The sequence below is a fragment of the Peredibacter sp. HCB2-198 genome (genome assembly GCF_045999315.1).
Classification (GTDB): Bacteria; Bdellovibrionota; Bacteriovoracia; order Bacteriovoracales; family Bacteriovoracaceae; genus Peredibacter.
The window spans coordinates 992,675-1,013,259 of record NZ_CP174607.1 but is presented as its reverse complement, the minus strand read 5'-3'; the positions used below and the strand labels follow the sequence as shown (position 1 = coordinate 1,013,259).

Annotated in this window: 19 protein-coding genes; 5 read left to right on the top strand and 14 right to left on the bottom strand. The window is 42.8% G+C overall.

The genetic code is table 11. The annotated features are described in order from the left end of the window. Positions 1 to 82 precede the first annotated feature (82 nt). Genes ACJVC5_RS05245 through radA form a run of 4 tightly spaced genes read left to right on the top strand, consistent with a single transcriptional unit; the run spans position 83 to position 5,174 of the window. Positions 83 to 427, top strand: coding sequence for a hypothetical protein (locus ACJVC5_RS05245; RefSeq protein ID WP_408098321.1), 345 nt, complete (start codon positions 83 to 85; stop codon positions 425 to 427). Beyond that, positions 424 to 1,887 (top strand): hypothetical protein, encoded by a 1,464-nt coding sequence (locus ACJVC5_RS05240; RefSeq protein WP_408098320.1) that lies wholly within the window; start codon positions 424 to 426, stop codon positions 1,885 to 1,887. The genes ACJVC5_RS05245 and ACJVC5_RS05240 overlap by 4 nt, the downstream gene beginning before the upstream one ends. A gap of 23 nt (positions 1,888 to 1,910) precedes the next feature. Beyond that, positions 1,911 to 3,803, top strand: coding sequence for an NAD-dependent DNA ligase LigA (gene ligA / locus ACJVC5_RS05235; RefSeq protein WP_408098319.1), 1,893 nt, complete (start codon positions 1,911 to 1,913; stop codon positions 3,801 to 3,803). Continuing rightward, complete coding sequence (gene radA / locus ACJVC5_RS05230; protein WP_408098318.1) at positions 3,804 to 5,174, top strand: DNA repair protein RadA; 1,371 nt, start codon at positions 3,804 to 3,806, stop codon at positions 5,172 to 5,174. A 1-nt stretch (position 5,175) separates the two neighbouring features. Here radA and ACJVC5_RS05225 read toward each other — a convergent pair whose 3' ends face one another. The 4 genes from ACJVC5_RS05225 to ACJVC5_RS05210 form a co-directional block, all read right to left on the bottom strand. After that, positions 5,176 to 5,826 carry a hypothetical protein gene (locus ACJVC5_RS05225; RefSeq protein ID WP_408098317.1) on the bottom strand — a complete coding sequence of 217 codons (651 nt, stop codon included), beginning with the start codon at positions 5,824 to 5,826 and terminating at the stop codon, positions 5,176 to 5,178. After that, complete coding sequence (locus tag ACJVC5_RS05220; RefSeq protein ID WP_408098316.1) at positions 5,823 to 6,893, bottom strand: hypothetical protein; 1,071 nt, start codon at positions 6,891 to 6,893, stop codon at positions 5,823 to 5,825. Before ACJVC5_RS05220 ends, ACJVC5_RS05225 begins: the two co-directional genes overlap by 4 nt. A gap of 35 nt (positions 6,894 to 6,928) precedes the next feature. Further along, positions 6,929 to 8,125, bottom strand: coding sequence for a hypothetical protein (locus ACJVC5_RS05215; protein ID WP_408098315.1), 1,197 nt, complete (start codon positions 8,123 to 8,125; stop codon positions 6,929 to 6,931). Positions 8,126 to 8,188: 63 nt separating this feature from the next. Then, the gene (locus ACJVC5_RS05210) at positions 8,189 to 9,667 is read right to left on the bottom strand and encodes an FGGY family carbohydrate kinase (protein WP_408098314.1); all 1,479 of its coding nucleotides are present in this window, start codon (positions 9,665 to 9,667) and stop codon (positions 8,189 to 8,191) included. Positions 9,668 to 9,960: 293 nt separating this feature from the next. Here ACJVC5_RS05210 and ACJVC5_RS05205 point away from each other — a divergent pair, with 293 nt between their 5' ends. Beyond that, entirely contained in the window at positions 9,961 to 10,515 is a 555-nt protein-coding gene (locus ACJVC5_RS05205; RefSeq protein WP_408098313.1) for a TlpA family protein disulfide reductase, read from the top strand. Here ACJVC5_RS05205 and ACJVC5_RS05200 read toward each other — a convergent pair whose 3' ends face one another. From ACJVC5_RS05200 to ACJVC5_RS05155, 10 genes are all read right to left on the bottom strand, one after another. Continuing rightward, entirely contained in the window at positions 10,516 to 11,136 is a 621-nt protein-coding gene (locus tag ACJVC5_RS05200) for a hypothetical protein (protein ID WP_408098312.1), read from the bottom strand. Between the two features lie 66 nt (positions 11,137 to 11,202). Then, positions 11,203 to 12,414 carry an imidazolonepropionase gene (hutI, locus tag ACJVC5_RS05195; RefSeq protein WP_408098311.1) on the bottom strand — a complete coding sequence of 404 codons (1,212 nt, stop codon included), beginning with the start codon at positions 12,412 to 12,414 and terminating at the stop codon, positions 11,203 to 11,205. Continuing rightward, entirely contained in the window at positions 12,411 to 14,069 is a 1,659-nt protein-coding gene (gene hutU, locus ACJVC5_RS05190) for a urocanate hydratase (protein WP_408098310.1), read from the bottom strand. Before hutU ends, hutI begins: the two co-directional genes overlap by 4 nt. A gap of 9 nt (positions 14,070 to 14,078) precedes the next feature. Continuing rightward, positions 14,079 to 15,635, bottom strand: coding sequence for a histidine ammonia-lyase (gene hutH, locus ACJVC5_RS05185; protein WP_408098309.1), 1,557 nt, complete (start codon positions 15,633 to 15,635; stop codon positions 14,079 to 14,081). Positions 15,636 to 15,643: 8 nt separating this feature from the next. After that, the gene (rpe, locus tag ACJVC5_RS05180) at positions 15,644 to 16,297 is read right to left on the bottom strand and encodes a ribulose-phosphate 3-epimerase (protein ID WP_408098308.1); all 654 of its coding nucleotides are present in this window, start codon (positions 16,295 to 16,297) and stop codon (positions 15,644 to 15,646) included. A gap of 1 nt (position 16,298) precedes the next feature. Continuing rightward, the gene (gene fmt / locus ACJVC5_RS05175) at positions 16,299 to 17,243 is read right to left on the bottom strand and encodes a methionyl-tRNA formyltransferase (RefSeq protein WP_408098307.1); all 945 of its coding nucleotides are present in this window, start codon (positions 17,241 to 17,243) and stop codon (positions 16,299 to 16,301) included. Continuing rightward, positions 17,240 to 17,812 carry a peptide deformylase gene (gene def, locus ACJVC5_RS05170; protein WP_408098306.1) on the bottom strand — a complete coding sequence of 191 codons (573 nt, stop codon included), beginning with the start codon at positions 17,810 to 17,812 and terminating at the stop codon, positions 17,240 to 17,242. The genes fmt and def overlap by 4 nt, the downstream gene beginning before the upstream one ends. Before the next feature lie 31 nt (positions 17,813 to 17,843). Beyond that, a complete protein-coding gene (locus ACJVC5_RS05165; RefSeq protein WP_408098305.1) occupies positions 17,844 to 18,935 on the bottom strand; it encodes an LptF/LptG family permease in 1,092 nt (363 codons plus the stop codon). Beyond that, positions 18,932 to 19,657 (bottom strand): CFI-box-CTERM domain-containing protein, encoded by a 726-nt coding sequence (locus ACJVC5_RS05160; RefSeq protein WP_408098304.1) that lies wholly within the window; start codon positions 19,655 to 19,657, stop codon positions 18,932 to 18,934. The genes ACJVC5_RS05165 and ACJVC5_RS05160 overlap by 4 nt, the downstream gene beginning before the upstream one ends. Positions 19,658 to 19,688: 31 nt before the next feature. Continuing rightward, on the bottom strand, positions 19,689 to 20,585 hold the full coding sequence (locus ACJVC5_RS05155; RefSeq protein WP_408098303.1) for a hypothetical protein: 897 nt from the start codon (positions 20,583 to 20,585) through the stop codon (positions 19,689 to 19,691).

Below are 20,585 nucleotides of genomic sequence, written 5' to 3'. Positions count from 1 at the left end.
TACTCAACTTTTCCTCATGATTTTTGCTTTTGCACATTCTTATCGGATTCTTTAAAATTAAGATTAACGCTAAAGGAGCACTATGAACGCATCGTCTGGGGTGTGGTTGTCCATCAATGACTATTCACGCTACAAAGATGTCTCCATTTCGACCATTCGAAGACATATCAAGAATAATATTCTGAAATACAAAGAGGAAAACGGGAAGTACTTTATCTACGTACCCTCGACAGAGAAGCTTCGCTTAAGAGAAGAGGAAGAAGTCCTAAAAATTAAATTAGAGACTGAACTGCTTCGTACACAAATTAGACAATTGCGCGAAGAGAATAACGAGTTACGCATGTTGGTTGAGCTCTATGAGAAACAGAGCGCGAATAAACCTATGCCTTCAATGGAATTACCTCCGGAACTACCAAAACTATTATGAAATTAACCTTACTTCTTCTTGGATTGATTTTCTCGTTAGGGGCCTTTGCCCAATCATCCATGAGACGATGCACTCTTCTCCCTATTACAGACAGTGTAGGAGGTGCGATCGGATATAAGGTCTTTGAAGAAGTTGAGAGTGATCTTAAGAAAAGAAACTGGTGTACCTATGTTTCAAACTCTTCCATGATCAGTGTTTTTAGTAAGTATCGTGAAAATCTTCCTCAATATTTAAAAACGAAAGAAGTTCTGGCCACAGTTGCCGACAAACTAAAAGTTGGCTCTATTATCCGTGTGGCGATTGTGAATGAACTTAATTCAGTTGAAGTTCAGATGGATGTTTACGGCGAAAACGGCGAAGATCTGTATTTTTCAGAAAAGACCGTTCTTAACCGCGACGATATTGAAATCATCAGTCAGACCATTGCCAATTGGCTCGATATCTACGCCAAGACCATTCCTTATGATGCCAAAATTAACGGTATCCTCGGTGATCAAATCACACTCGACGTAGGTAAAGGTTATCCGATTCAAATCGGACAAAGTTTTGTGGTGAAAAGACCAATCGCTAAAAAGAAGCATCCTCTGCTTAAAAAAATCGTGGATTGGGACACAGAAATTTTAGCGGAAGGAAAAGTCTTTAATATTTCTGATAACCAGGCCCTGGGAATGGTGAAGGTCTATAAGAGTGATCAAAAACTCAAGGCCGGGGACTGGGTCCGTTTAGAGCCTTATAAGCAAGAAGTTATTAACGATCCAAATTTGGGTAAAGACAAAGAAGATGAAAAGCTAGGAACATTGGGGATTCTCTCGGTGGCACTGTTTGGATCATCATCAAGTGTAGATACCTCAACTCCAACTGGATCAAACCGCATGAGCGGAAATCTTTTTGGTATCGACTTTCGAGTTGAAGGTTGGATCACTCGTCAGTACTTTGCGGCCCTGGAACTTATGCGAAATTTAGGAAGCTTGAAAGCGAAATCAGGCAGTCCAGAAAAAGACAGTGTAAGTGCTAATAATGGTGCCTTTAAAATCACTGGTGGTTACAAGTATCTTCCAATTGGCTTCTTCTATGGCCCGCAAATTGATATCTACGGCGGTTACGCTAACTATAGTTTTGATCTTGCAAATTCAGAGGTGGATGGATTCGGTAAGAACAACATTTACGGTCTTTTACTCGGTGTTGCTGCCAATATTCCAATCAATCGTGAATGGCGCTTTTTTACTCAGGCAGAGTTCCTGCCTTTCCCAAGCTTTAGTGAAGATGACAAGATTTATGGTTCAAGTTCAAGCGCATCAGCTTTGGATTTAGAAATTGGGGTCAAGTATCAGTACACTCATCGCATGACCATTGATGGAAGTATTGAGGCGATGTCACGTAAGGCCAAATTTAGTGGAGCTTTTAAAGAGGTCTCTTATAAGGATAACCTGTTAAAGCTGGGTGTTTCATTTAATTTCTAAGATAAAAGTGCTAAAAAAGAAGGATGAAGACAGCACGAATCCAAGAGTTGGAAAAACTCATCCTTCACCATAAAGAACTTTATTACACTGGTCACGCCGAAATCTCGGACGAAAAATACGACAAATTAGAGGCAGAATTAAAATCTTTGGATCCAGAGAATCCGGTTCTGCAATTAGTGGGTTTTAAGCAGGCCGAATCAACCAGCAAGGTTGAACATCAACGCAAGATGCTCTCCCTGGATAAGACTTACGATGAAACAGATCTCGCGAAGTGGATCGGTAAACATGAAGTCGTGAGTGTTTTTAAAATTGATGGTTCAAGCTGCTCACTTATTTATGAGAATGGACACCTCGTCACCGCCAAAACCCGTGGTGATGGTCAATTCGGTGAAAATATCACTAAGAAAGCGGTCTTTATTCCTGATATTCCAAAGCACGTAGGCAATAAGGGAACTTTTGAAGTTCGTGGTGAAGTTTACTGTGTAGAAAAAAACTTTTTTACCCTCTCAAAAGAAATGCAAGACATGGGACTAGAGGCTCCGACCTCACAACGAAACATTGTGGCGGGACTTCTCGGTCGAAAAGAAAATATTCAACTCTGTCGTCACTTGAGTTTTCAGGCCTTCGACATTATTGATGATGAAGAGTTTACTAAAGAACATCAGAAACTAGATGCACTTAAAGGTCTAGGGTTTATCACTCCGGACTATGAAATTCATAAGGCCGGTAAAGATCTTAAAGAGAGAATTGCTGAAGCTAAGAATTTTATGTCGAGCGGAGATTATCTCATTGATGGCCTGGTGGTGGTTTATGATGATTTAAAACATCATGCGGAATTGGGTGAAACCAGTCACCATCCTCGTTATAAAATTGCCTTTAAATTTGCCGGTGAAACGAAGGTCGCAAAGATCAATGAAATTGAGTGGGGCGTCTCTCGAAACGGAACCCTTACTCCTGTTGCCTTGATTGAGCCTACGGAACTTTCTGGAGCGATGATCGGGCGAGTGACTCTACATAATTTTGGTATGGTTCAAAACTTTCAGCTTAAAGCTGGAGACAAAATTGAGATCATCCGCTCTGGTGAAGTGATTCCAAAATTCTTGGGAGTAGTAGAACGCTCTGACGGTGAATTCACTCACCCAACCAATTGCCCAAGTTGTTCATCTAAACTTGTGATCCATGATATCTGGCTTCAATGTGAGAATGATCTTTGCCCAGCAAAAATCAAAGAAGAAATTCTTAATTATATCTTCAAGGCCAACATCGAAGACGTTTCGGATAAACGTCTGGATGAAATGATTAATAAGGGTCTGGTTGAAGGCATTCCAGACCTCTATCGCTTAAGGCACGAAGATTTTCTTCTTTTGGACAAAGTAAAAGACAAGCTTGCGACCAAGATGTTTGAGAATATTCAGAAAACGAAACATCAAAGTCTCGCTCAGTTCATTTCCGCCATTGGAGTGGAAGGTGTTTCCATCGCTAAAAGTGAAAAAATCATAGCTCAAGGTTATAACACCCTCGAAAAAATCCAGGACCTCACGGTAGAGAAGATGCTTCAGATCGAAGGATTTGCCGAGAAGTCTTCTGAATCAATTCTCGCCTCCCTTAGAAAGAAAAAGCCGCTGATTGATGAGCTTTTGAGTGTGGGAGTGGTGGTGAAGGCCGATGAAACCGCCTCCGGGGAAGGACCACTTAAGGGGCTTTCTTTTTGTCTCACTGGGGCCTTAAGTCAACCGCGTCCGCAAATTGAAAAACTCATTAAGCAAAATGGGGGAATCATTGCGGGAGTGTCGAAGAACTTAAGCTATCTCGTGACCAATGATGAGGACAGCACATCGAGTAAGTATGTGAAGGCGACTTCTCTAAAAATTCCGATCATTAAAGAAGATCAACTCATGAAAATGCTCGAGGGATAGATGGCCAAAATCAAAACAGTTTTTACGTGTCAGGAATGCGGATATCAATCGGCCAAGTGGCTTGGAAAGTGTCCGGACTGTAATCAGTGGAACTCTTTTTCGGAAGAAGAAACTATTAAACCCAGCAAGGCCGCACCTAAATCTGTTTCAGGCCGTGAATCTCGTCCTAAAACCATTAATGAAATTGAACACGAAATTGTGAACCGCTATCAAACCAAGATCGAAGAATTCGATCGAGTGATGGGTGGTGGAGTAACAGTCGGTTCACTCACACTTATTGGTGGTGAGCCCGGAATTGGTAAATCGACTCTTCTTATGGAAGTTTGTGGAAAACTTCTGAATGAATATGGAAATGAGCGCATTTTATATGTGAGCGGAGAAGAATCTGAGTCTCAGGTTGCTGGTCGCTCAAAGCGCCTCGGTGTTAATAACAATGGTTTTTACATTTTTAATGAGACCAATTGGCAGAAAATCTTAGAACAAGTTAAAGAATTAAAACCAAAATTTCTGGTACTCGATTCGATTCAAACGACTCATTCTAATCAGGTTGAATCGGCCGCGGGAACGCTGACGCAAATTCGTGAAGTAACTTATGAACTTATGAATTTTGCGAAGGCCTATAATCTGACCTGTTTTATTATTGGTCACGTGACGAAAGAAGGGCAGATCGCAGGACCTAAAATCTTAGAGCACATGGTGGACACTGTGATCTACTTTGAAGGCGATCAGTTGGGCCAGTACCGTATGCTTAGAGTGATGAAAAACCGTTTCGGAAATACCAATGAAGTGGGAATTTTTGAAATGCAAGAAACGGGTCTTCTTGAAATCAAAAATCCCTCTCAGTATTTCTTGGAACAATCTCTTCCTGGATCTTATGGAAGATCGCTGACTTGTATTTTGGAAGGTAGTAGATCTTTATTCGTAGAGATTCAAGCTCTCGTTGTTGAAAACAAATTTGCTCAAGGTCGCCGGACAACTCAGGGCCTTGATTCCAATCGGGTGGCCCTTTTGGTGGCGGTGATTGATAAGTATCTCGGCATTCCTCTTTCTTATAATGATATCTACGTGAACGTAGTGGGTGGCATGAAACTTACTACACGTGAAAATGACCTTTCTGTTATTGCATCACTTTTAAGTTCTTACTATCAGACTGCGATTCCTAACGACACTATTTTTCTGGGAGAAGTAGGTCTGACTGGTGAAGTTCGCTCGGTACCGATGATGGAGATGCGTTTAAAAGAGATCGCGCAGATGAATTATAAGCGTGTGATCACTTCTAAGAGAGCGGCCGAGGACCTCAAGGGTAAATACAAGCTTGAGATCGTCGGTATCAGTAAGGCGAGTGAGTTGAAAAATCTTCTTTTCAAATAACTTACCAGGCCTTGGAAATGCCAAGACCTGCTCTTGTGTCACGTTGACCAGGGACTATAAAAAGGCCGACCTTCGCTTTCTTTTGATTGAGATAGTACTGTTCATAATCACTAACGTTGTAATACGAGTACACGGCGATGATGGCGTTTACCCCACCTAAGAAAAGGTAAATATCTTTTAAATCCTGAGGAACATCTTTTCCGAGAAAAGCGTTAAGCCCATACTGCATGGTAAGAAGAGAAGAGCTCCAGAGAAGTGATAATCTCTTGGCCCGTTCCATTTCTCCCAGGAGACTCACATATCCATCTGAAAGCTGCCCTCGAGTGAGCTTTTTCTTACTTAATAGACCTAAAAGACGAGTTTCAAAGTGCGGATAATAGTAATCGTAGATACCGTGTCCAACTGCGATGATCCCTACTGTTTGAACACCACTGTAGGCGATCTTTAGAGTACTGGAATCCGTCGTGAAATATCCAATGTTGCCAATGGCAAAGGCAATGGAACCACTAATGATGTCTTCATATTCATTAAATTGAATTTCGGATTTGCTCTCGTCACTCTTTTGCTTCAAGAATTTATAGGCACTTTGACCTTCTGTTGTGGCAAAAGAAAGACTTGAGATGAAACAGACGAAAAGGATGAAAATCTTCATAGTGAGATCTCTCCTTTTACGCCACCAACACTTTCATCCTGGGTCGAGAAATCTCCCAAGGGGCGAGATTTTCCATAGAAGATGCCAACTGAGGCAATCTTGGATCCAAAGTTAAATCCAAAAATTTGTTGGTATTTTGAGTAGGACAACTGAGTAGAAAATCTGGTGAGAGAGTAGCCGATACTTCCAACTAGATATTCGTTGTAATAATCTTGATAGAAATTTCTAAACGGAAGATTGATTTCCGCATTGAGGGCCCCCCAGCTTTTTTTGATGTCATAACCCAAACCTACTCTCGAATAGGTTTCATATACCATGAGGGGACGCATTTGATTTTCGGCCACGATGTCTTTTTCTTCATTCTTATAAAGAGAGTTGATGTTTTTTATCAAGAAGGAAATCTTGGGCAGATATCGGTTTTCAAATTTGATGAAGGCCCCGATGTCACCGGCCACGCCACTTCTATTCTTAAGCTTAATAAGCTCATCGACATCATTTGTGGTGAGATCACTTAAAAAGAACGAGTCTTGATAGTATTCACTTCGGTAATAGTAGATTTTAGTTCCTAGCGAGAAGGTCCAAAAATCGTTTTCAGCGACTTTAAGCCCGGAGGTTATTTGAAGGCGATTGGATTTTACTAATGACATCGCCACTTCCGGAGAGGAAGGGTTGAAAACAAAGACGTCAGCATTTACCGCCAGTGGATTGTAGGCGAGATAAAATTTTGAAGTTCTGAGTTCAATATAAGAATTGGCGCCCCATGAGTTAAAGGCCTGCTCTTTGAAAAGCTTTTGCAGAAATTCTTCCTCAATTGGATCAAAAAGAAGTTTTTGTCCCACCTCAACCGATTCACCGTCAGTGATGGTTGAAAGGCCCATACGAAGGCCCTCTTGTTTTTGAAGCGGAAACAAAGCGGGATTACATCCCACCATATCGTTTTGATTATTTAAGAACGTAGTACAAGCATCCAGGGTCGTAATTTGCGTAAAATTAGACTCAGGCTTAATGAAATGAAGAATGGGAAATCCCCAAGACAGGGAACTAAAGAGCAATAAAATAATCCACATCTAAAAAGTGTGAACTATTTAAAAAGCTTCATCAACTAAAAGCAACGTCCGATCTTAAAGTTCTCGATGTCCTCGACATAACGGGCCTTTTCTTCCGGGGTCAAAGATTCAGGAAGTTCCGCTTTTACCTTTTCAAATTCTTCTTTATAGCGATCTAGGTCTGTCGAACCAGAAGAGGCATAGGTATCACTTAGAAAAATGATTCTTTCACGAATTAGTGAATAGTTATCTGTCAGGACCGCCGGTTCAAAGCCACACATGAGGTCTTCAATGGATTCGATATCATCCAAATCAAAACTTTCTTTGTAGACACTTAGTAAGGACACACCGGACAGAATGGCAATATTCTTTAAAGCGACTTCTTTGAATTCTTCGTCATTCAAGACTTTCTTATAGTTTTCAAGGGCGCTAGTGATCGTTGTTTGTTGCTGATTGGAAAGGGACGGAAGTTGTTTCATGATGGGAATCGCCTCATAGGTGTTCCACAAGATATTCATGAAGATCATTTCCCAGCCTTTGCCAAATTTTGCAAAACCTTGTTGTTCAGGATTCAGATAGGCCTGTTTGCGAGACTCAATTTCTAATTGATCTTGGTAATATGAAGTAAGATCATAGTAGCTCATGATGTTATTGTTCTCTTCAATGAGCTTATCAACAGCTTCGTATAAATCGTCACGCCTTGAGTCCTTGTCCCCAGGCTCTTTAAGTAATTGCGCTACTAATTGTTGCAACTTTTGATCGAGTTCTGCGTATTCCTCTAAATTCGCCTGTGAATTATACTTCTGAAAATGATCTAGAGTCGGCTTTTCAGTCATGAGATCATTCTTCTTAATGATCTTTGGTAAATAATTTTTCCATTTTTCTTCACGCTTCTTCTTACGTTTTTCGTAATCAATGTTCTCCTGAGATTTCATAAATTTCAGGTAGGGGTTTTTTTCTTTGGAAATTTCTGACCACTCAAGAGCGTTTTTTCTAAAAAGCTGCATTTCAAGCAGGGGATAAAGACTATAAACATCAATCCCACCTGAAGTAGATTGGGCAGAGGCGAGGTAGTAGCGCTCTCTGGAGCTCAAACTGTTTTTGGAAGTAAGTTTATTAATGACGGTTTCAGATTCACCCTGATTGAGTTCCTGAACGATATCTACATTGGCATTATCAGATTTTTTATACTCTTTGGAGTCACAACCAATGAGTGTTAAAACCAAGACGGATGTCAAAATTTTAGACAGCATAAGTCCCTCAAACCTTTATTAAAATCAGTTTGAGGGATTAGATTGCAATAGAAGTGCCAGTGATTAGAGATAGAGACGCTTAATAGTTTCGTCCCAAAGATTCTTCTTTTTTCCGTAATAAGGGTTCTTCTCTGGAGTGAACTCTTTCTCAAGTTTCCAGTAGCGACCCATGTCCTCAATACTCACTTCCCCACGTCCAACGAGACAACCAACTGCCACGCCGAAAGCAGTGGTATCAATGACCTGAGGACGAAGAATTGTTTTCTGCGAGAAGTTCGCCTGCATTTGCATCAGAATGTCGTTAGCGGCAGCTCCACCATCAACACGAATGTCGTTGAGGTGAGGAAAATCTTTTTTAAAGCTCGAAACAGAATCATTAAGTGAAAGTGCAATGCCTTCAAGACACGCACGAGCAATATGACCGTTGTGGGTATCGCGAGTGAGTCCTACGATGGCGGCCTTCGCGTGTGAGTTCCAATAAGGAGTTCCGATACCTGTGAAAAACGGCATAAAGAGTACGTGTTCCATTTGCGAGAGGTCAGTCACTTGGGCCGCAAGTTCAGAGACTTCTGGAGAAGATTTAATGCTCTTCAAGTTATCACGGAGCCATTGAACCGCTGCACCTGCGATGTAGGCCGAACCTTCAAGGGCATAAACTTTATGGCCACGAAAAGAGTAGGCAGCAGTTGTGAGAAGTCCGGTTGTTGAATGAATCAATTTCTCACCCGTATTTAAAAGTAAGAAGGCCCCGGTACCGTAAGTTGATTTAATGTCACCTACACGGACACAAGCTTGGCCGAAGAGGGCCGCTTGTTGGTCACCCAGAATAGAAAGAATAGGAATTCCGTCGGGAAGAATGCCGCAGTTTTTCGTTTCACCGAAGTTTGTGAATGATTCACGGATCTCCGGCAAGAACTCGCGGGAAATATCAAAGAAGGAAAGAAGCTCCGAGTCCCAATTGAAGGTCTCCAAATTCATTAGCATGGTTCTTGAAGCGTTTGAAGCTTCAGTCACATAGCTCTTGCCATCTGTCAGTCGATGAACCAGAAAAGTATCAACTGTTGAAAGGCAAAGATCTTTTCTATCGGCCGCAACTTTTACTGCCGGTACATGATCCAGGAACCAGCGCATTTTTGTTCCCGAAAAATAAGGATCGAGAGGAAGACCGGTTTTTTTACGACAGACTTCCATATACTTTGCAGAGTGCTCTTCACAATAAGCGGCGGTACGACGATCCTGCCAAACGATGGCATGATGAAGAGGAGCACCTTTTTTATTGTAAGCACAAGTGGTCTCACGTTGATTAGTAATGCCAATGGCGCCGATTTGTTTTGGATCAATTTTGGTTCTTTTAATGACAGAGCCAACCGCAATTGAAACTGATTCCCAGATATCGTTGAGGTCGTGTTCGACCCAACCAGGCTTGGGATAAATTTGTCGGTAGTCAGATTTTTCTTTATTGAGGACTTTGAGGGTTTTGGCATCAATAATGAGCGCAGTTGTGCCTGTTGTGCCTTGATCAATGGCCAATAGATAATTCATGAATCCATCCTTAATTCAAAAAATTGCTTACCGTAATTCAACCGCTTTCGGTCCATTTGGTCTATCGTTTATGATGAGATTTGCAGAGTATTCCCAATAGCGCGAAAGGTTACGATTCATAAAGCTTACGAATCCGTAAGAAATTCCCATTAGGACGCAGAGGAGCAACACGAATTCCACAATAGATTGGCCGCGTTCTCCCAGCTTTTTACGAGTCTTTTGAGTCAATATGTTCCAGGGCTTCATAAATCTTTCATTCTTAGATACAATTTGGTTCCATAAGGAAGTTTGAAATGAAGAAAAAGCTTATTCCCATTCTGCTCTTTATCATGGCCTTCACGGGCTTTCTCTCCACCCAAATTCTTTGGGACACCTTCAATAGTAACGCGGAATTAGTGGATGAGGACAAACAAAAACACTCCGTATATGAGACCAATTTCCAAACGCTTAAATTAACGACGTCTAAAAATACGACTATTGAACTCAAGAAAGATCCGACTCCTATCATCCTGCTTAATTTCTGGGCATCTTGGTGTATTCCCTGCCTAAAAGAGTTTTCTTCTCTAGTGCAGTTTCAGGAGAAATACAAAGGTAAGGTGAAGGTCATTGGCATCAATGGGGACGATGCGGATGCGGCCGAGCACATCCGTAAAACTGAGGCGAAGTACCACTTAAACTTTGAGTCAGTGGAAGACCCTCGTAGCCATATTTCTGAGATGTTCTTGATTAGAACCTATCCAGTGTCGATCATTTATCACAAAGGCAAAGTGATCTACGTGAATAAGAAGCTCCATAATTTTATGGATAAGGACTTCTTAGACATGATTGATAAACAACTGGCGATGTAACTATTTTTTCTTCTCTTTTTCTTTTTCCCGTTGTTCGTTGTCAGCAGAAGTTTTGAAGGCCGGAATCATCACAAGAACTCTTGGGTCAATGACACCTTCCTTGGAAATTTTCACGGTCCAGGCATCAGTCACAAGGTTTAACATGGGACGGGTCATCTTCATGATCTCTTCTTTCTTCTTATCTTTTTGAGTGAAGACAGTGAAATTTGTGCTGAAAAATTCCATCTTCTCAGTGGCGGCAATCACGTTATCGTTAGCATCAAGGATGTCGTAGCGGGTGTAAAAGTCCCAGATAGAACGGAAAACGTTCTCTTTAACTTTTCCAATCAGCTTGTCTTCACAATCAGTCACCTCAATCGTAGTTCCCCAACTAAAAATCTTCTTACGAGCATGAGCGACTTTTTTTCCATCAACATTATAGAGGTCAAAAGTTGGAGTGAGGCGGATGATTCGTTCTTCAATTTCACCGATGCGAGTTTTATTGGCGGTCAGTTCCATGTCTGTCCCGATGGAGATCCATTGTTCACGCGCTTTGAATTGATTAGGTAATTCAATTGTCGGACAAGTGGCAAAAGCAGAGAGAGTCGTCGCAAATGTTAATAGCGCTAAAAGACCTTTCATAAATACTCCAATTGGTTTGGAGTATTAAGCCATGAAATCAGATAAGGAGGTGGAACTGTGAACTCTTTATAGGGTGTTTACCGCGAAGTTCTTGCCCCAATTATAAGTAATGTGAGACAGGCTTTCCGTCTTAAATAGCGAGAATCTTGGACGCATTCCCGGTACAAGGGCGCCTTGCTTTGGAAGCGCTAAGGCCGCGGCCGCATTCATGGTAATCCCTGTCCAAAGTTCCGCTTGATTAAGCTTCATTTGGGCCGAGGCGATTGAAGCAATCAGGAGCAGGTTATCACAGTGGCAAGAACCAGGATTGTAATCTGAGGCGATTGCGACCTTCGCTCCACCATCAAGAATGGTACGAGCAGGGGCCAGTGGCTTTCCTAAGAAGAAGGCGGTTCCAGGAAGAAGAGTGGCGACTGTTTTTGAGTTGGCCAGAGCTTCAATTCCGGAAGCAGAAATTCTTAATAGATGGTCAGCCGAAAGCGCCTCGTGTTTTACAGCGAGTTTCGCGCCATCATTATCATTTAATTCATCCGCGTGGATCTTACGAGCAATGCCCAGTTCTTTAGCACGAGTGAATAAAAGATCCGCGTCCTCAGCAGTGAAATAATTCTTCTCGTGGAAGATATCCACAGCATCAATGATTTGCATCGAGGCCAGTTTTTCAAGAAGGGGTAGAACCACTTCTTTTAGGTACTGAGAGGAAGAAGAGAAAGTGCGAGGGACATCATGGGCCGCGAGATAAGTATTAAAGATTTGAATCCTTGGTTGATACTTTTTCTTCAGGCGATCAATCACGAGGGACACTTCATATTCTTTCTCGAAGTTAAGGCCATAGCCGGACTTAATTTCAATCGTGCCGATTCCGTAAGAGTGAAGTCTTTCAATGCGCGCACAAGCGGAATTGAAAAGCTCTTCAGTGGAGGCCTTATTCGTTTGGGTCATGGTGAGAAGAATCCCACCGCCACGCTTGGCGATTTCTTCATAGCTCACACCATTTAAACGATCTGCATACTCTTGAGCGCGATCACCACCAAAGACAATGTGAGTGTGCGAGTCCACCATCTCTGGTGTTAGCACGTGTCCTTTCATGTCGACGGCGTTTTTTTGGTATTCAGTTGGAAGGTCCACAGACTTTCCGGTCCAAACGATACGTTCATCATCAAATACAATCGCTCCGTCCTCGATGATTGATAAATCAGCGGGAACCAGTCGGCGCCCGTCTTTTTTAAGGGCGCCTTCCAGAGTTACTAATTGATTGAGATGAACGTAGGTCTTCATAGTGATGGAAACTTAATTTTAGTTGTTGGTTTCTTCGCGATATCAAGGGCGATGTCGTAGCCCGCGTCTGCATGACGAACGATACCCATACCTGAATCTGAGTTAAGAACGCGCGATAGACGCTCATCCATTTCAGCAGTACCGTCACAAACGATCACCATACCCGAGTGCTGAGAATAACCCATACCCACACCACCACCGTGGTGAAGAGAAATCCAGCTCGCGCCATTATTGATGTTGATCATAGCGTTTAGTAGTGGCCAGTCAGAAACTGCATCTGAGCCGTCTTTCATTGCTTCTGTTTCACGGTTTGGACTTGCTACAGATCCGCAGTCTAGGTGGTCACGGCCGATTACGATTGGGGCCTTAACTTTTTTCTCGCGAACTAGTTTGTTGAAAAGAAGGGCCGCTTTTTCACGGTCACCGTACTTCAACCAACAGATACGAGCAGGAAGACCCTGGAACTGAATCATTTTGCCGGCCTTATCAAGCCAGTTGATCATGGATTTGTTCTCAGGGAAAAGCTCCTTAAGAGCTTCATCTGTTACACGGATATCTTCTGGATCACCAGAAAGAGCTACCCAACGGAATGGACCAGATCCTTCGCAGAAAAGAGGACGGATGTAGGCCGGAACGAAACCTGGGAAAGAGAAAGCGTCTTTCACACCAACTTTCTGAGCACCAGCACGAAGGTTGTTACCGTAATCGAATACGTGAGAACCTTTCTTTTTGAAAGCGATCATCACGCGTACGTGAGCGCCCATTGTTTCATAAGAATACTCTGTATATTTCTGAGGATTTGATTTTCTTAGATCATTTGCTTCAGCAAGTGTCATGCCTGCTGGAACGTAACCGTTAAGAGGATCGTGAGCTGAAGTTTGGTCAGTCACTAGATCCGGAACGATTCCTTTATCGAGAACGAACTCGAAGAAATCAACAGCGTTTCCAACTACGCCAACTGTAAGCGCTTCGCCAGCGTTTTTAGCTTTAAGGGCGATTTGAAGGGCCTCTTCGAAGCTATTGGCAAGTACGTCGAGGTATTTTGATTTAAGACGTTTCTCGATACGAGTCACATCCACGTCACAACAAAGACACACACCTTCCGCCATTTTTACAGCAAGAGGTTGCGCTCCACCCATACCGCCGATACCAGCAGTAAGAACAAGCTTACCTTTAAGAGTTGAATTTTCACCCCAGTGCTTACGAGCGGCCGCCATGAAAGTTTCATAAGTACCTTGAACGATACCTTGCGAGCCGATGTAGATCCATGATCCAGCAGTCATTTGACCGTACATCATAAGACCTTCGTCTTTTAGTTTATTGAAGTGGTCCCAGTTCGCCCAATTTGGAACAAGGTTTGAGTTCGCGATAAGAACGCGAGGACCTTGAGGGTTAGAAGGGAAAACCGCAACTGGTTTACCAGATTGAACGATAAGTGTTTCGTTGTTCTCTAGGTTTTTAAGTGTGTTGATAAGGTCATTAAGCGCCTTATGATTTCTTGCTGCCTGGCCGTTACCACCGTAAACGATGAGTTCGTCACGGTCTTCAGCAACTTCAGGGTGAAGGTTATTGAGTAAACAACGAAGAGCAGCTTCTTGGTGCCAGCCCTTACAAGTTAATTTATCACCAGTCGGTGGAAGAGGAATATTTGACATAAAATCTCCTTAGGCGAGTGGGCCAACTACGGCCTCCACTTCCTTAATTAGTTCTTCACTTTGAACAAGTTTAGTTAAATTTTCGATGTCCTTGTGGAAGATACGATCTTCGCCAATCGGCTGAACGTATTTTCTTACAAGCGAATAAGCTTTTTCGATGGCGGCCGAAGACTTCATTGGACGAAGGAACTCGATCCCTTGCGTGTTACAAAGAAGTTCAATCGCAAGACAGTTTTGAACGTTCGATACAACTTCATGAAGTTTACGACCAGCTGTCACACCCATAGAAACGTGATCTTCTTTGTCCGTCGAGGTAGGAATTGAATCTACTGAGGCCGGGTGACAAAGATATTTATTCTCAGAGGCCAGGGCCGCCATTGTTACGTGAGCGATCATGAGACCTGAGTTAAGGCCAGAGTTCTTGGTTAGGAAGGCCGGAAGATCCGAGAAACTTGGGTTCATCATCTTTTCTACACGGCGTTCAGCAATGTTAGCGATTTCAGAAAGTCCCATCGCGAGATAATCCATACATAGAGCAAGAGCTTCACCGTGGAAGTTACCACCTGAGATAACGTCACCAGTTTCGATGAATACAAGTGGGTTATCAGTTACAGAATTAAGTTCGATGTTAAGCACTTCTTCGGCGTGACGAATTGTCTGTCTGCAGGCGCCGTGAACTTGTGGGATACAACGAAGTGAATATGGATCCTGAACTTTACCATCATCTTTGTGAGAAACGGCAATTTCAGAACCTTTGATCAGAGTTAGAAGGTTACGAGAAACATCGACCTGGCCCGGTTGAGGCTTTAGCATTGAAATACGAGCATCAAAGGCCATTGGAGTTCCGCGAACCGCATCTAGAGTCAAACAAGCAATAATGTCGGCCTGCTTTACGATCTTTTTGGCGTCACTTAGAGCAAGAGCTCCAAGGGCCAGCATTACTGAAGTTCCGTTAATAAGTGCTAGACCATCTTTGGCACCAAGCTTCGCTGGCGTTTTTCCAATCTGTTGAATCGCGAGATCAGATTTAATAATTTTTCCACCGAACTCAACTTCACCTTCACCGATAAGAGCAAGGGCGATGTGAGAAAGAGGGGCAAGGTCACCTGAAGCACCCACTGAACCTTTTTCAGGAATCACTGGATTGATGTCGTAGTTAATGAAATCAAAAAGAAGTGCGATCGTGTCTGGAGTTACACCCGAGAAACCTTGAATCAAGCAGTTCGCACGTGAAAGCATAATCGCGCGAGTCACTGTGCGGTTAAATGGACGACCAACACCTGTACAATGAGAACGAATCAAGTTGTATTGAAGTTGCTCGAGGTCTTCTACAGCGATTTGTTTTGAAGCAAGGGCCCCGAAACCAGTGTTAATACCGTAAACAGGTTTTCCCTTTTTCACGATATCGAGTACCACTTGGCGAGACTTGTGCATTTTGTCCCAAGCAGCTCCTTCGATTTCTAGTTTTACTTCACCAGCTTTTGCTTTAGCGATGAAGGCCAGATCTTCAAGAGTAAGATTGGTACCGTTTAGTTTAAATACTTTAGCTTTGTCGAAATTTAACATGTTGAACCTTAACGAATTTTATTAATACGAGTGAGATAATCTTTATTAGGAGCTCCAAAAACATAAGAACCTGCAACTAAGTTGTTGGCCCCAGCTTGGATTAAGTACCCGGCATTGTCGCCATTGATTCCACCATCCACTTGGATTTGGAAGTTAAGTTTGTTCTCATGGCGAATGAGATCCAGGGCAATCACTTTATCAATGGATTCCGGCATGAACTTCTGTCCACCGAACCCGGGCTCAACACTCATGATAAGCACGAGATCAACCATCTCCCAAATTTTCATGGGGATCGCTGAAAGAGGAGTGCCTGGTTTTAAAGAAATACCGGCCGATGGATAAACAGCTTTGATTTTTTTGATAAGTTCCTCTGGGTTCTTAGTGGCCTCCCAGTGGAAAGTGAAATTGTGAAGTCCCACGTTCTTAAAGTTTTCTACGAAGAAGTCCGGATCCGTCACCATGAAGTGGGCATCGAGCTTGTGCTTCGAAACAGTTTTCACTTTGTTAAGAACTGGCTCACCAAAAGTAAGATTAGGAACAAAGTGCGAGTCCATGATGTCTAAGTGAAGCCATAGATCATCAATTTGGTTTAAACGCTCAAGTTCAGTCTTTAGTTCCAGAAAATCTACCGAGAGAAGACTTGGTGAAATGATGACCGACATATTATTCCTTATCAGAAGTTAAAATGATTTCAGTTTTAATGCCGTTTAATAACTCACGATCAGTACAGGCCTTCTTACCTTCAAGTTGCACTTGAGTAAGACGAAGAGCTCCGTCTATACAACCAACAACCAGTGAACCAAGATCGTTCTCGGCCTTACCGGGAGCTAGTTTCTTGTGGTATTTTTCTGCTTCAAGGACCTTCAGGCGCTTACCGTTTAAGAAACAGTAAGTCCCGGGCCATGGATCAAGAGCGCGGATGTTATTTAAAATTTGAGCGACAGTCTTCTCTTTGAAATTAAGAAGACCGTCTTCTTTTTTTAGGGTCGGAGCAAATGAAACTTTTGATTCATCTTGAACTGTATAGCTAACTTTGTTTTCCAGAAGTTTAGTGATGAGATCATTCATCGCAAGAGCTGCCTGAAATTTTAAGCGCGTATAAAGTTGACCACCAGTTTCAGTTTCAGCAATCGGCACAGTATGGAAATGAACCAGGTCACCAGCGTCCATTTTTTTCACCATCTTCTGAATCGAAACACCTGTTTCGGTGTCGCCGTTTAGAAGGGCGTATTGAATCGGAGCGGCTCCTCGATATTTCGGAAGAACGGAAGTGTGAATATTAAAGCACCCAAGTTTTCCCATGTTCAGCATCGTGCTGCCCAGGAATTGAGCAAAGGCCAATACGACTACGAAATCCAGTTCTTCGGCCTTAAGTTTTTCAAGGAACTCTGGTTCCTTGTTGATGTTCTCTGTTTGAAAAAAGGGAATGCGCTTCGCTTTGGCGAACTCAATCACTTCAGGTGACTTTAGATCCATGCCGCGTCCAGATGGTCTGTCCGGCATGGAGATAACGTAACGAAGATCAATGTGAGGATGGTTACTTAGTAGATCAAGTGTAGGAACTGAAAAGTCCGGAGTCCCACAAAAGGCAACACGAAACTTTTTCATTTAACCTTCTCTTTCACCATTTTCTTTTTATAGAAATTCTTTTTGAGATTACTTAAACGTTCGATGAAAACAATTCCTTCAAGGTGATCGTTTTCATGCTGAATACAAATTGAAAGCAGATCATCTGCTTCCATTTCGTGTTCTTTGCCGTTTATGTCCTGATACTTCACGCGAATGCTTTCATAGCGCTTCACTTCTTCGTAAACTCCAGGCACTGACAAACAACCTTCTTCATAAGTTGTGGTACCAGATGTTCCTGTGATCACAGGGTTGATAAGAACCATTGGGTTAAAATTCGACATGCGAATTTCTTCCTTACCTGCCGAGTTTGTAACTGCCTCACGATCATAATCGACATCCAGCACAAAGATTCTCTGGCTGATACCGACCTGAGGAGCGGCGAGTCCAATTCCTGGGGCGTGGTACATGGTAAACAACATATTCTTCACTAAGTTATGAAGATCAGGTGTAAATTCAGTCACAGGCAGGGCCTTGGCCGAAAGAACAGGGTCAGGATAAGTCACGATAGGGAGACGCTCTCCCTCAAGTTTGTAATTTTCGATATTCATAGGGGCTTTTATAGCACAGACAAGAGTGAAATTAAATCGAGAGTTTTCTATGCTTCCAGTAGGTAAATACGACGTAAGAGAAGAATAAAATCGGCACAATTCCCGTCGCAAGCCATGGGGCAACAGCTCCAGAATTTCCATAAGCTACAGCACCACTGTAAAGGACCCAGAAGAGGACAGTAACCAACAAAGTCAGAACGACATTCTTACCAAATGAATCAGAACGACGGTTAGGATTAAAAATAGTCGAGACCGGAATAAGCGCGAAAACCAGACAGACAAAGCTTAGGAACACTTTGTTCATCAGAATAATTTGATACTCTGAAACGTTGATGCCAGTCTTCGACATGCGATTGATGAATTGATTCAACTTAAAAAAGTTAAGGGTCGTAAGGTCGGCTTCAAATTCACCAAAATCATCTGGAGTTTCGTTCAGGGCCATGGTGAGTTCTGGCTTGGTCGTTTGCATCGGGAAAGTCGGAGTGCTCAGACCTGATAGTTCAATCACATTTGTTAGAAGCCATTTACCCTCAGAAATGAAAGAGGCCTTTTGGGCCTTGAGAATTTTGGTGCTGGTGTGGGCCTCTGAGAAAAAATAAATTTCGACATCTTGAAGAACATTAGATTTACGATCAAAGAAACCAAATGAGGCGAAATAGTTTTGTGATTTATACCAGAATCTTCCGCCCTCAATAGAGCTGCGAGTGAGGTATTTCCCTTCTGATTTGCGGCTTTTTTGAATTTCCTGGCGTTTAACTTTGTTGGCGAACGGTTCGACAAAACCAAGATTTAAAAACTGCAGTCCCACCATGGTGAGAGCGCAAGCACCAACCAGGAAATAGATCCGACGGTAAGAGTAGCCGGCCGCTAAAATGGCGATAAGTTCAGCGTGAGACTTCAGGTTATTAAGTGAGAAAAGAGTCGCAACAAGACAACAAATAGGAAACATTCTTCCCATCAGGTCCGGCATTTTAAGCGAATACTCGAGGAGCACTCGCATGGCGTCCTTCCCTTGAAGAAAACCGTTAATTAAATCTGCGGTAGAAATTAAAAGAAACAACACGGTAATGGCCGCGATGAGACTTTTAAACCACTGCTTAACGATTAAGTTCGAGAGAATCATTTAGATAGTATAAGGCGAAGGATCGTTTTTGAAAACAAAACCAGGGCCGGTCGAATGAATAATCGCGCCACAAGGTGCATGGCGGGACTTTTTTCCCAACGAGTAACGGCAACGGATGAATAGTTGTAGTACAAGCGCACGAGTTCCTGGCCGCTTCTGTAACTGAGAAGCCAGTCTTTGAAGGCGCGAAATTCCTGCGTGGTTGGATGCTCATGACCATAACAAAAAGTCACAACATAACATTTTTTAGATTGAACATAGATTTGTTGATAAGCGTCCCGGAAAGCATCAGGGTTTTTGAAAACTGATTTTTTTAAATGCTTACGGATAAGCTCAGAGTTCACAACCTGATAGGGTTGATTGGCAGAGAAGGCCACAAACTGTTCAAGACAACGACGAGAGTCTTCTTGAAATTTTGGAACCGCATCGTAAATACGGGCCATCTCAAAGTACACGTGACTTATCATCAGCATCTCAGTGATGTCGCTTTTTGGGCTAAAATGACCGGGCCTTAGAGAGTAGAAATCTTTGACCTGTTTCACTTCGGCCATGATGTCCATGTACTCAGTGAAGCGCTGAAGAGCAGTGGCGTAATCACCAGCGTCTAAACATTCTTTCCCAAATTTGGTGATAGTAATTCGATTCTCGTATTTATGTTTCAATACGAGCATTTTCTCCCGTTCTTCACGGGCCTCTCTGGCGGACTTGGTAGTTGCGGTCATACCTACCTTATCGGTAGATATGACTTCAAAGTTAGAATTTTATGATGGCCGAAAGTGAAGTATCTACGAGCGATTCATCTTCATAGATATAATTTCCGTCACCGATTTGGTCGGAATACTTTTGGGCGAATTCCACACCTAAGCGTGGTCCAATCCAGCTAACACCCCAACCAGTTCCTTTGAACTCAGTTACATTGTCGTAGAACTGACCAACGCGTACGAAGAAATCACTGAAAATGTTTAGTTGTACGGCCGCTCTCCAGAGGTATTTTTCTGACCAGGCCTTTGTGTATTGAGTACCAACGTCCCCAATCAGCATAAAACGATTAGTAAGAGTGTATTGGAAACCTGCAATTAAGCGCTCATCACCGGCATTTGTTCGAGTTGGATCCAGAATCACGATCCCAAGAATCATATCATCGGCAGCAAAATGAGTCATACCAAGCGATAGTTGGTGATGAGTTTGATGGCGATCTTGGTAGGAATTTGGAAGTGTGTCCTGAACATAGTTGTAACTTACACCCATGGCAGTTGAAGGACCCATGGGAGCTGAGCCGTGAAGCACCATGCGTTCACGTTCGAAGCTGTTTTCATCCTGAGTCAGATAGGCCACACCGCCTTTTATCTCACCAGAATGGTCGGATAAAAACGCACCTTGTGAGCGGTTACTACCTGGAAATTCATCTCCAGCGGCCTTACGCAAGTCGTTCTCGTCCTTGAGCGACGTAGAATAGCCTTGGTAAGAGAAACTCGAGCCACTAAAAAACGCCGAGGAGGCTGGATTTAGTATGGCGGCTTCGGTAGATAATATACTCGCAACGCCGGCACCTGCAGTGGACATTAAACGGGTAGTCTGAAAATCACGAATTTGGGCCCATGCAGACTGGCCCATGAGACATAAGGCAGCTAAAATAATTACTTTCTTCAT

Bases quoted from the DNA above. Each gene is read 5' to 3' on its own strand.
- ACJVC5_RS05155 (WP_408098303.1), bottom strand. From the start codon at position 20,585: ATGAAGAAAGTAATTATTTTAGCTGCCTTATGTCTCATGGGCCAGTCT.
- hutI (WP_408098311.1), bottom strand. From the start codon at position 12,414: ATGAAGACCTACGTTCATCTCAATCAATTAGTAACTCTGGAAGGCGCC.
- ACJVC5_RS05245 (WP_408098321.1), top strand. From the start codon at position 83: ATGAACGCATCGTCTGGGGTGTGGTTGTCCATCAATGACTATTCACGC.
- radA (WP_408098318.1), top strand. From the start codon at position 3,804: ATGGCCAAAATCAAAACAGTTTTTACGTGTCAGGAATGCGGATATCAA.
- fmt (WP_408098307.1), bottom strand. From the start codon at position 17,243: ATGAAAAAGTTTCGTGTTGCCTTTTGTGGGACTCCGGACTTTTCAGTT.
- ACJVC5_RS05160 (WP_408098304.1), bottom strand. From the start codon at position 19,657: ATGACCGCAACTACCAAGTCCGCCAGAGAGGCCCGTGAAGAACGGGAG.
- ACJVC5_RS05165 (WP_408098305.1), bottom strand. From the start codon at position 18,935: ATGATTCTCTCGAACTTAATCGTTAAGCAGTGGTTTAAAAGTCTCATC.
- ligA (WP_408098319.1), top strand. From the start codon at position 1,911: ATGAAGACAGCACGAATCCAAGAGTTGGAAAAACTCATCCTTCACCAT.
- rpe (WP_408098308.1), bottom strand. From the start codon at position 16,297: ATGTCGGTCATCATTTCACCAAGTCTTCTCTCGGTAGATTTTCTGGAA.
- hutU (WP_408098310.1), bottom strand. From the start codon at position 14,069: ATGTCAAATATTCCTCTTCCACCGACTGGTGATAAATTAACTTGTAAG.
- ACJVC5_RS05210 (WP_408098314.1), bottom strand. From the start codon at position 9,667: ATGAATTATCTATTGGCCATTGATCAAGGCACAACAGGCACAACTGCG.
- ACJVC5_RS05215 (WP_408098315.1), bottom strand. From the start codon at position 8,125: ATGCTGTCTAAAATTTTGACATCCGTCTTGGTTTTAACACTCATTGGT.
- hutH (WP_408098309.1), bottom strand. From the start codon at position 15,635: ATGTTAAATTTCGACAAAGCTAAAGTATTTAAACTAAACGGTACCAAT.
- ACJVC5_RS05200 (WP_408098312.1), bottom strand. From the start codon at position 11,136: ATGAAAGGTCTTTTAGCGCTATTAACATTTGCGACGACTCTCTCTGCT.
- ACJVC5_RS05240 (WP_408098320.1), top strand. From the start codon at position 424: ATGAAATTAACCTTACTTCTTCTTGGATTGATTTTCTCGTTAGGGGCC.
- ACJVC5_RS05205 (WP_408098313.1), top strand. From the start codon at position 9,961: ATGAAGAAAAAGCTTATTCCCATTCTGCTCTTTATCATGGCCTTCACG.
- ACJVC5_RS05225 (WP_408098317.1), bottom strand. From the start codon at position 5,826: ATGAAGATTTTCATCCTTTTCGTCTGTTTCATCTCAAGTCTTTCTTTT.
- ACJVC5_RS05220 (WP_408098316.1), bottom strand. From the start codon at position 6,893: ATGTGGATTATTTTATTGCTCTTTAGTTCCCTGTCTTGGGGATTTCCC.
- def (WP_408098306.1), bottom strand. From the start codon at position 17,812: ATGAATATCGAAAATTACAAACTTGAGGGAGAGCGTCTCCCTATCGTG.